The following is a 9,692-nucleotide window of genomic DNA, read 5'->3' as shown; positions in this document are numbered from 1 at the left end:
CTCTTTCGCTACGTCGGCCGCACCTTCGTGCGGAAATACACGTCAATGCAAGCCCGTCGTCCCTTCGGACCTCGTTGTCCGACCCGGGTAAAAGTGCGCAGCCCCACGACCAGAACAACAGGTCGGACAACGAGGTCCGATGCCGCGTTGGGCTCGCGCAGAGGTTTATTTCCGCACGAAGGTGCGGCCGACGTAGCGAGAAACCACAGCGAAAGGCCTTGGCGCACACGATGGCGTCGCCAGGCGTTTGTCCGTGTCGCCTTGCCGGCCCGGCGGTTTCGCATGCCAGGACGCGAGGGAAAGGGTGTTCCGAACAGCCGGCGAATCCCCACCCACACCCGCCGCGATGATGAGTGCCCCGTCTGCGAAAGAGCGGGCGGGGTGCTCGTCAGCGCGGTGGGTGTGGGGCCGTACCTTCCGGTAGCGACGGACAACCTGGCGAATCCAAAGCCCTGAACCCCGCCCAAAAACAAAAGCTTCGCGCCTGAAGGCGCTCCTACAGGAGGCCGGCGACGGAGGTGCCGCCTAGCAGGAGGTCGATGGCGGCCATGCGGATGGGGACGCCGTTGGCGACCTGCTGGAGGATGACCGACTGCGGGCCGTCGGCGACGCCGCCGTCGATCTCGATGCCGCGGTTCATCGGGCCCGGGTGCATCACCAGGGCGTCGGGCGCGGCCCGGGCCAGGCGGTCCGGGGACAGGCCGTAATCGCGGTAGTAACCCTCGAGCGACGGCACCAGGCCCTGTTCCATGCGTTCGCGCTGCAGGCGCAGCATCATCACCGCATCCACCCCGGCCACCGCCTCGTCGAAGTCGGCGATCACCCGGCAGCCCGCCAGCTCGTCCGCGGCCGGCAGCAGGTTCGCCGGGCCGCAGACCCGGATCTCGCCGCAGCCCAGGGCCCGCAGCGCGTGCAGGTCCGAGCGCGCCACCCGCGAGTGCAGCACGTCGCCCGCCACCAGCACCTTGAGCGCGCTGAAATCGTCGCCCTTGTGCTGGCGCAGGGTCAGCATGTCCAGCAGCCCCTGGGTGGGGTGGGCCGAACGACCGTCGCCGGCGTTGATCACGTGCGTGCCCGGGTTCGCCGCCGCCGCCAGCTCGGCCACCGCGCCATCGCTGGCGTGGCGGATCACGAACAGGTCCACGCCCATCGCCTCGATGGTCTTGAGCGTATCGACCGAGGACTCGCCCTTTTTCGTCGACGACGTCGCCACGTCGAAGTTGAGCACGTCCATGCCCAGCCGCGTCGCCGCCAGCTGGAAGCTGCTGCGGGTGCGCGTGGAGGGTTCGAAGAACAAGGTGCAGCAGGTCCGGCCCGGGTGCCGGCTGCGGGCCCCGGAGCCCGCGTGGGCATGCGGGCGCAGCAGTTCGGCCTGGTCCAGCAGCTGGCGCAGCAGCGGGGCCGGCAGGCCGTCGAGGGTCAGCAGGTGGCGCAGGCGGCCATCGGCGGTCAGCTGGAGATCGGGGATCATGTCGGGGCGTCGGGCATCGGGGGAAGGTGGGAGTCGGGATCGGCCAGCCAGCGTTCGAGGATGATCACGGCGGCGAGGGCGTCGATGTTTTCGGCCTGGTGGCGCTTGCGGGTGCCGGCGGCGCGGCCCGCGGCGAAGCGGCGGCTGGCTTCCTTCGAGCTGCTGCGCTCGTCCACCGGGTGCACCGGCAGGCCGTAGCGCTTGCCCAGCTCGCGGGCGAAACCCCGGGCGCGCTGGCGCGCCGGCTGGTCGCCGCCGTCGAGCGTGGCCGGGTCGCCGACCACCAGCGCGTCCGGCCGCCACTCCTTGCACCACTGGTCCAGTCGCGGCCAGTCCGGGCCGGACTCACGCACGTCCAGCACGCCCAGCTCGCGGGCGCTGCCCGACAGCGTGTTGCCCAGCGCGACGCCGATGCGGCGGGCGCCGACGTCGAAGGCCAGCAGGGTCGTCGGCGGGCTCATGCGTGGCCGGCGTAGTCAGCCAGCCGCTCCAGGTCCACGCCCAGGCAGCGGGCGGCGGCGTGCCAGCGCTCGGCCATCGGTGTTTCGAACAGGACCCGCGTCTCCGCTGGCACCGTCAGCCAGCTGTTGGCAGCCAGTTCGTGCTCGAGCTGGCCGGCTTCCCATCCGGCATAACCCAGGGTCACCAGCATGTGCGCCGGCCCGTTGCCGGCGGCGGTGGCCTCCAGGATGTCGCGCGAGGTCGTGACGGCCAGCCCGCCGGGCAGGCGCAGGGTCGAGGTCCAGTGGCGCGGGTCGTCGTGCAGCACGAAACCCCGGTCGGGCTGCACCGGGCCCCCGGACAGCACCGGCTGCGCGGCCAGCGCCTCGTCTTCGGTCGCCAGCTTCATCTGGTCCAGCATCCCGCCCAGGCTGAAATCGGACGGCAGGTTGACCACCAGGCCCATGGCACCGTCTTCGTCGTGCTGGCAGACCAGGGTGACCGAGCGGAAGAAATTCGGGTCGTCCATGGCCGGCATGGCGATCAGGAAGTGCTCGGCGAGGGATCGATGCCCGGACATGCGCGCATTCTAGCGCGGGCCCGGCGGGCACCGGTGGCTAGCGCAGGCGCAGCAGCAGCGAGGGGCCGCGCAGCTTCAGGTCGAGGCGGGCGTCGAGCCGGCCATCGTCGCCCACGCGCTGGCGATTGAGCCGGATCTGGGTGCCGCCGTATTCCAGCGCCAGGCCGAGTCGTTCGAACGGGAACCACTCCAGGCCCAGCGCGGTATCGACGATGTGGCCGTTGAGCCGGCCGCCGTTCTTGGCCACGCCGGAGATTTCCGCGTACAGGCGCAGCCGGTCGTCCACGGCATGGCGCCAGCCCAGGGTCAGCAGGGGCGCGAAGGCACGGTCGTCGCTGGTGGTGCGGCCATCCACGGAGACGCCGTCGATGCTGGCTTCGCCTTCGAACAGGGTCTGCACCCGGTAGTGGGCGATGCCCAGCCCCAGGCCCACGACCGTGTCGCCCTGGCCCGCCCACCAGCGCCAGGCGGCGCTGGCGAAGTCGTAGTCGAAGCGACCGCGCAGCTCGGCGGTGGCGGCGTAGGTGCGGCCGTCGTATTCGATGTCGCGCGCAAGCCGGACGGTGTTGCCGCGCTGGAAGGCGAAATATTCGAGCCCGAAACCGTGGCGGTCGCCCACCAGCAGGTCCAGCCGGGCCTTGCTGACCGGCTGGCGCCGGTCCAGGCCCAGGTCGCGCTCGAGATTGATGCCGCCGTCGGCGCGGTAGTCACCGGACTCACCGCGCGCCCACAGGCTGGTGTCGCTGTGGGTGTGGAAGCCGCCAAGCGACAGGCTCCAGTCGTCGAGCGGGCGCGGCGATGCGGGCCCGGCGGCGCTGGTTGCACTGGCACTGCCGGTCGCCGCGAGTGCGACCGCCAGGAAAACCGCGTGGGCGGACAAGCCGGCTACTTGGCCTCGGACAGCTCCACGCCGTCCAGGCCTTGGCTGAGCGTGCGGGCGTCGCCACCCTGGGCCAGCTTGATCTTCAGGCGCACCTCGTTGGCGGAATCGGCGAAGCGCAGGGCGTCTTCGTAGCTGATCTCGCCGGCCTGGTAGAGCTCGAACAGGGCCTGGTCGAAGGTGCGCATGCCCAGGTTCGTGGACTCCTTCATGACGTCCTTGATCTTGTGGATCTCGCCGTCGCGGATGTAGTCCTGCACCAGCGGCGTGCCCAGCAGGATTTCCATCGCCGCCCGGCGCGACTTGCCGTCGGGGGTCGGGATGAGCTGCTGGGCGACCACGCCCTTGAGGTTCATCGAAAGGTCCATCAGCAGCTGGCTGCGACGGTCTTCCGGGAAGAAGTTGATCATGCGGTCCATCGCCTGGTTGGCGTTGTTGGCATGCAGGGTGCACAGCACCAGGTGGCCGGTTTCGGCGAAGGCGATGGCATGGTCCATGCCTTCGCGAGTGCGGATCTCGCCGATCATGATGACGTCGGGCGCCTGGCGCAGGGTGTTCTTGAGCGCCGCCTCCCAGCTGTCGGTGTCGATGCCGACTTCGCGCTGGGTGATGATGCAGCCCTCGTGCTTGTGCACGAATTCGATCGGGTCCTCGATGGTGATGATGTGGCCGGAGGAATTCTGGTTGCGGTAGCCGATCATGGCCGCCAGCGAGGTGGACTTGCCGGTGCCGGTGGCGCCGACGAACAGGATGATGCCGCGCTTGGTCATCGCCAGGGTCTTGATGACCGGCGGCAGGTTGAGTTCCTCGATGGTCGGGATGCGCGTTTCGATGCGTCGCAGCACCATGCCGACCTGGTTGCGCTGGTAGAAACAGGACACGCGGAAACGGCCGACGCCGGATACGCCGATCGCGAAGTTGCACTCGTGGGTTTTTTCGAATTCCTCGCGCTGCGAGGGATTCATGACGTTGAGCACCAGGTCGCGCGACTGCTGCGGCGTGAGCGGGTTCTGGGTGATCGGCGAGAGCTTGCCGTTGACCTTCATTGAAGGCGGGACGCCCGCCGTGATGAACAGGTCGGACGCCTTCTTGTGCGCCATCAGTTTCAGGAAGGAGGTGAAGTCGATGCTGCTCATGCTAGCTCCTGATGGTCCCCGGGCCCTGGCCCGGGGAGCGTGTCACGCGGCGTCCTGCCAGCCCCCTTCCGGCGGGGACGTCAGTCGAAAAGTTTCTTTTCCTTGGCGTAGTCGCGCGCCTGGGCCTTGGTGACCAGGCCGCGCTTGACGATGTCCTGCAGGCACTGGTCGAGGGTCTGCATGCCGTACTGCTGGCCGGTCTGGATGGAGGAGTACATCTGCGCGACCTTGTCCTCGCGGATGAGGTTCCGGATGGCCGGGGTGGCGACCATGATCTCGTGCGCCGCCATGCGGCCGCCGCCGACCTTCTTGAGCAGCGACTGCGAAATCACCGCGCGCAGGGACTCGGAAAGCATGGACCGGACCATGGGCTTTTCGCCGGCCGGGAACACGTCGATGATGCGGTCGATGGTCTTGGCCGCCGACGACGTATGCAGGGTGCCGAACACCAGGTGGCCGGTCTCCGCGGCGGTCAGCGCCAGGCGGATGGTTTCCAGGTCGCGCATTTCGCCGACCAGGATGTAGTCCGGGTCTTCACGAAGGGCCGAACGCAGGGCTTCGTTGAAGCCGTGGGTGTCGCGGTGGACTTCGCGCTGGTTGACCAGGCACTTCTGCGAGGTGTGCACGAACTCGATCGGATCCTCGACGGTGAGGATGTGGCCGAATTCATTCTTGTTGATGTGGTCGACCATCGCGGCGAGCGTGGTGGACTTGCCCGAGCCGGTGGGGCCGGTGACCAGGATCAGGCCCTGGGGCTGGTTGATCAGCTCGGCGAAGATCTTGGGCGTGGCCAGCTCCTCGAGCGAGAGGATCTGGCTGGGAATGGTACGGAACACGGCGCCGGCGCCGCGGTTCTGGTTGAAGGCGTTGACGCGGAAGCGGGCCAGGCCGGCGATCTCGAAGGAGAAGTCGACCTCGAGGAACTCCTCGAAGTCGCGCCGCTGCTTGTCCGACATGATGTCGTAGACCAGCGCGTGCACCTGCTTGTGGTCCAGGGCCGGGATGTTGATGCGCCGGACGTCGCCGTCCACGCGGATCATGGGCGGCAGGCCGGCCGACAAATGCAGGTCGGAGGCCTTGTTCTTGACCGAGAATGCCAGAAGTTCGGCGATGTCCATTACTGTGTCCCCTTGCGCGTAATCGGATGGGCGACCGCACGTTTCCGGGGCAGTATAGCGCCAACCACAGAAGGCAATGCCACCCATGGAAACGCCGGAACAGACCCTTCGCGGTGTCCTGCAAACCATTGAAAACGCGGCAAAGCTGGCGGGCCGGCCACGGGCCGTGAACCTGCTGGCCGTGTCCAAGACCCGAAGCGCCGGCGAGGTGCGGGCCCTGGCTGCCGCCGGCCAGCGCGCCTTCGGCGAGAATTACGTGCGTGAAGGCGCCACCAAGGCCGCCGAACTCGCCGACCTGGGCCTGCAGTGGCACCTGATCGGCCACCTGCAGTCGAACAAGTGCCGCGAGGCCGCCGAAGTCTTCGACTGGGTCCAGTCGCTGGACCGGGCCAAGCTGGTGCCGGCGCTGGACAAGGCCCGGCCCGCCGGCCGGCCGCCGCTGAACATCCTGGTGCAGGTGAACGTGGACGGCGAAGCCAGCAAGTCCGGCTGCGCCCCGGACCAGGTGCCGGCCCTGGCCGACGCGGTGGCGGCAGCACCCCACCTGCGACTGCGCGGGCTGATGGCCATCCCGGCACCGCACCCGGACCCGGCCCGGCGACGTGACGCCTTCGGCCGGCTGCGGGCCCTGTTCGTGCAGACGGCCGCCCGCCATCCGGAAATCGATACCCTGTCGATGGGCATGAGCGAGGATTTCGAGCTCGCCATCGCCGAGGGCGCCACCCTGGTGCGCATCGGCACCGCGCTGTTCGGCCCGCGCGCCGTGGCCGCCCGCGACTGACCCCCTTTCCAAGGACAAGGAGCCCACCCATGACCCGAGACATCCTGGCCTTCATCGGCGGCGGCAACATGGCCCGCAGCCTCATCGGCGGCCTGGTCGCGCGCGGCCGGCCGGCGGCATCGATCCAGGTCGCCGAACCCCAGGCGGCCCTGCGCGAGGCGCTCGCCGCGGACTTCGGCGTCGGCGTGCACGCCACCGCCAGCGAAGCCGCCCGGGGCGCCACCACCTGGGTGTTGTCGGTGAAACCGCAGGTGATGCGCACCGTCTGCGGCGAGCTGGCGACGCTGGCGGCCGAGACCCGACCGCTGGTGGTCTCGATCGCCGCCGGCGTCACCGCCGGCCAGATAGACCAATGGCTGGGCGGCGACCAGGCCGTGGTCCGCACCATGCCCAATACGCCGTCGCTGCTGGGCGCGGGCGCCACCGGCCTGTACGCGAACCCGCGCGTCACCGAAGCCGGCCGCGAGCTGGCCGGATCGCTGATGTCGGCCGTCGGCCTGGCCGCCTGGATCCCGGACGAGGCGCAGATGGACGCGGTCACCGCCGTTTCCGGCAGCGGGCCGGCCTACGTCTTCCTGCTCGCCGAAGCGCTGCAGGCGGCCGGCGTGGCCCAGGGCCTGGCCGCCGACACCGCGCGCGACCTGGCCAACCAGACCCTGCTGGGCGCCGCGCGCATGCTGGTCGAGACCGGCGACGACGCCGCCACCCTGCGCAAACGGGTCACGTCGCCCGGCGGCACCACCCAGGCAGCGATCGAAAGTTTCGAAGCCAATGGCCTGCGTCGCCTGGTCGATGAAGCCGTTGCCGCCGCCGCACGGCGCGGCCGCGAACTGTCCGAAGGCTCCTGAGCCGCCCGCGGGGATATGATGAGCCACTGCCTGGAAGGAGACCGACCATGCGCCTGATCCCCTGGCTCACCGCCGCCCTGCTCGTGACCCTGGCCCACCCGGCCGGCGCCGGTTCGATGCGCGTCGGCGAATTGCGCGTTTATTTCAATGCGCTGCCCAGCACCACGCTGACGCCCGACGTCGCGCGCCAGTACGGCATCACCCGCTCCGCCAACCGCGCCCTGCTCAATGTCTCGGTGCGCCGCGGCGAACCCGGCGCCGACGTCGCGGTGCCGGCGACGGTGGACGCGGTGGCGACCAACCTCGCCGGCCAGCGCATGGACGTGCGCATGCGCGAAGTGCGCGACGGCGACGCGCTCTATTACCTCGGCCAGGCCCGGATCAACGCGCAGGACACGCTGCGCTTCGACCTGACGGTCACGGTCGAGGGCCAGGCGCCGATGAAGGCGACCTTCGAACAGGCGTTCTTCCCCCAGTGAGCCTGCTGCTGGTTCGCCATGGCCAGGCGAGCTTCGGCGCCGCCGACTACGACCAACTGTCCGAACGCGGCCAGGAACAGTCGCGCCGCCTGGGCGACTGGCTGGCCCAGGGCGGACACCGCTTCCAGGCCGTGGTCGTCGGTGGCATGCGCCGGCACGCGCAGACCGCCCAGGGCGTGCATGAAGCCTTCGCCGAGCGCGGCCTGGCGCTTCCCGAGCCGGTGGCCGACCCGGGCTTCGCCGAATTCGACCACGAAGCCGTCTTCGGCGCCTTCGTCGGCCGCCATGCCGACAGCCCGGTGGTGCTGGCCAGCAAGAGCGGCCAGCCGCGTGACGTGGGCGCCATGCTGCAGGCCGCGCTGCTGGCCTGGGCGCGCGATGAATTGCCGGGCATGCCGGAAACCTGGAATGCGTTCGGCCAGCGCGTGCACGAGGCCGGGCAACGGCTGCAGGCGCTGGCCGGCGACGGCGAAGTGCTGGTGCTCAGCTCGGGCGGGGTGATTTCCCGGCTGGCGCAGATGGCGCTGGACGTGCCGGTCGAGCGCGCGGTCGACCTGAACCTGTCGCTGCGAAACAGCGCCGTGAGCGAATTCCATCCGCACGGTTCGCGACTGCGGCTGGGCAGCTGGAACGCCCTGCCGCACCTGCACGGCCAGCGCGAACTCTGGACCTACTACTGAGCCCCGCATGACGCCCACGCCTACCCTGTTCGCTTTCTCCGAACGTTCCCGCCAGCTGCAGGCGGACGTGGCGCGTTTTGTCGCCGAACGCATAGTTCCGGCCGAAGCGGCGTTCGCCGCCCACGCCGCCGACCCGGCCACGCGCTGGTCGATCCCGCCGCAGCTCGAGGCGCTCAAGGCCGAGGCCCGGGCGCTGGGGCTCTGGAACCTCTTCCTGCCCGACCCGGAACGGGGCGGCCACCCCCGGCATCCGGCGTCTCCTGACACCGGTGCAGCCACGCACGGCGCGGGACTGAGCAACCTCGACTACGCGCCGATCGCCGAAATCACCGGCCGCTCGCTGTACGCGCCCGAGGTGTTCAACTGCAGCGCACCCGACACCGGCAACATGGAAGTGCTGATGCACTTCGCCACGCCGGAACAGCAGGCGCCCTGGCTGCCGCGGCTGCTGGCCGGCGAGATCCGCTCGGCCTTCGCGATGACCGAGCCGGACGTGGCCAGCTCCGACGCCACCAACATCGCGCTGCCGATCGTGCGCGATGGCGACCACTACGTCATCAATGGCCGCAAGTGGTGGACCACGGGTGCCGCCGACCCGCGCTGCGCCATCCTCATCGTGATGGGCGTGACCGAGCCCGAGGGCCCGCCGCACGAGCGCCAGTCCATGGTGCTCGTGCCGATGGACACGCCGGGCGTGCGCATCGTCCGCCCGCTGACCGTGTTCGGATACGACGACGCCCCGCACGGCCACGTCGAACTGTCCTTCGAAAACGTGCGGGTGCCGCTCGGCAATCGCCTGGGCGCTGCCGGCAGCGGCTTCGCGATCGCCCAGGCGCGCCTCGGCCCGGGCCGCATCCACCACTGCATGCGGCTGATCGGCCTGGCCCAGCGCGCACTCGAGGCCATGGTCGCGCGTGCGCGCCAGCGCGAGGCCTTCGGCCGGCCGCTTGGCGGCCACGGCATGGCCCAGGAAGCCATCGCCCTGAGCCGCTGCGAAATAGAGCAGGCCCGCCTGCTCACCCTGCAGGCCGCCGCGGCCCTGGACGCCCACGGCAACAAGGGCGCCAGGGACCTGGTCGGCATGATCAAGATCGTCGCGCCGTCCATGGCCTGCCGGGTGATCGACCGCGCGATCCAGATCCACGGCGCCGCCGGGCTGAGCCAGGACCACTTCCTGGCCCAGGCCTACGCCGGCGCCCGCAGCCTGCGCCTGGCCGACGGTCCCGACGAAGTCCACATCGCTTCGCTCGCCCGGTCGATGCTTCGGGCCCACTAGGA

The 9,692-nt window shown here is 69.9% G+C and carries 11 protein-coding genes; 5 read left to right on the top strand and 6 right to left on the bottom strand.

The genetic code is table 11. From position 1 onward, the window contains the following. Nucleotides 1-496 precede the first annotated feature (496 nt). From N788_RS05715 to N788_RS05690, 6 genes are all read right to left on the bottom strand, one after another. On the bottom strand, nucleotides 497-1,468 hold the full coding sequence (locus N788_RS05715) for an aspartate carbamoyltransferase catalytic subunit (RefSeq protein ID WP_152560392.1): 972 nt from the start codon (nucleotides 1,466-1,468) through the stop codon (nucleotides 497-499). Beyond that, complete coding sequence (gene ruvX / locus N788_RS05710; protein WP_034222245.1) at nucleotides 1,468-1,932, bottom strand: Holliday junction resolvase RuvX; 465 nt, start codon at nucleotides 1,930-1,932, stop codon at nucleotides 1,468-1,470. Before ruvX ends, N788_RS05715 begins: the two co-directional genes overlap by 1 nt. Next, nucleotides 1,929-2,492 carry a YqgE/AlgH family protein gene (locus N788_RS05705; protein WP_034222243.1) on the bottom strand — a complete coding sequence of 188 codons (564 nt, stop codon included), beginning with the start codon at nucleotides 2,490-2,492 and terminating at the stop codon, nucleotides 1,929-1,931. The genes ruvX and N788_RS05705 overlap by 4 nt, the downstream gene beginning before the upstream one ends. 37 nt (nucleotides 2,493-2,529) lie before the next feature. Further along, entirely contained in the window at nucleotides 2,530-3,372 is an 843-nt protein-coding gene (locus N788_RS05700; RefSeq protein ID WP_051924406.1) for a hypothetical protein, read from the bottom strand. A 5-nt stretch (nucleotides 3,373-3,377) separates the two neighbouring features. Continuing rightward, on the bottom strand, nucleotides 3,378-4,508 hold the full coding sequence (locus N788_RS05695) for a PilT/PilU family type 4a pilus ATPase (RefSeq protein ID WP_034222241.1): 1,131 nt from the start codon (nucleotides 4,506-4,508) through the stop codon (nucleotides 3,378-3,380). 80 nt (nucleotides 4,509-4,588) lie between these two features. Continuing rightward, nucleotides 4,589-5,626, bottom strand: coding sequence for a type IV pilus twitching motility protein PilT (locus tag N788_RS05690; protein WP_034222240.1), 1,038 nt, complete (start codon nucleotides 5,624-5,626; stop codon nucleotides 4,589-4,591). A gap of 85 nt (nucleotides 5,627-5,711) precedes the next feature. Between N788_RS05690 and N788_RS05685 the strand changes: the two genes are divergently transcribed. The 5 genes from N788_RS05685 to N788_RS05665 are packed head-to-tail and all read left to right on the top strand — an operon-like array spanning nucleotide 5,712 to nucleotide 9,690. Then, entirely contained in the window at nucleotides 5,712-6,407 is a 696-nt protein-coding gene (locus N788_RS05685) for a YggS family pyridoxal phosphate-dependent enzyme (RefSeq protein ID WP_034222238.1), read from the top strand. Between the two features lie 29 nt (nucleotides 6,408-6,436). Then, the gene (gene proC / locus N788_RS05680) at nucleotides 6,437-7,255 is read left to right on the top strand and encodes a pyrroline-5-carboxylate reductase (RefSeq protein WP_034222236.1); all 819 of its coding nucleotides are present in this window, start codon (nucleotides 6,437-6,439) and stop codon (nucleotides 7,253-7,255) included. A gap of 47 nt (nucleotides 7,256-7,302) precedes the next feature. Continuing rightward, nucleotides 7,303-7,734, top strand: a complete 432-nt coding sequence (locus N788_RS05675; RefSeq protein WP_034222234.1) for a DUF4426 domain-containing protein — start codon at nucleotides 7,303-7,305, stop codon at nucleotides 7,732-7,734. After that, nucleotides 7,731-8,414: a histidine phosphatase family protein gene (locus tag N788_RS05670; RefSeq protein WP_034222233.1), complete on the top strand. Its 684-nt coding sequence runs from the start codon at nucleotides 7,731-7,733 to the stop codon at nucleotides 8,412-8,414. Before N788_RS05675 ends, N788_RS05670 begins: the two co-directional genes overlap by 4 nt. A gap of 7 nt (nucleotides 8,415-8,421) precedes the next feature. Next, complete coding sequence (locus tag N788_RS05665; RefSeq protein ID WP_034222232.1) at nucleotides 8,422-9,690, top strand: acyl-CoA dehydrogenase family protein; 1,269 nt, start codon at nucleotides 8,422-8,424, stop codon at nucleotides 9,688-9,690. The last annotated feature ends 2 nt before the right edge of the window (nucleotides 9,691-9,692 follow it).

This window comes from Arenimonas donghaensis DSM 18148 = HO3-R19, assembly GCF_000743535.1.
GTDB classification, from domain to species: domain Bacteria; phylum Pseudomonadota; class Gammaproteobacteria; order Xanthomonadales; family Xanthomonadaceae; genus Arenimonas; species Arenimonas donghaensis.
This window is presented reverse-complemented; position numbering and strand designations above follow the sequence as displayed.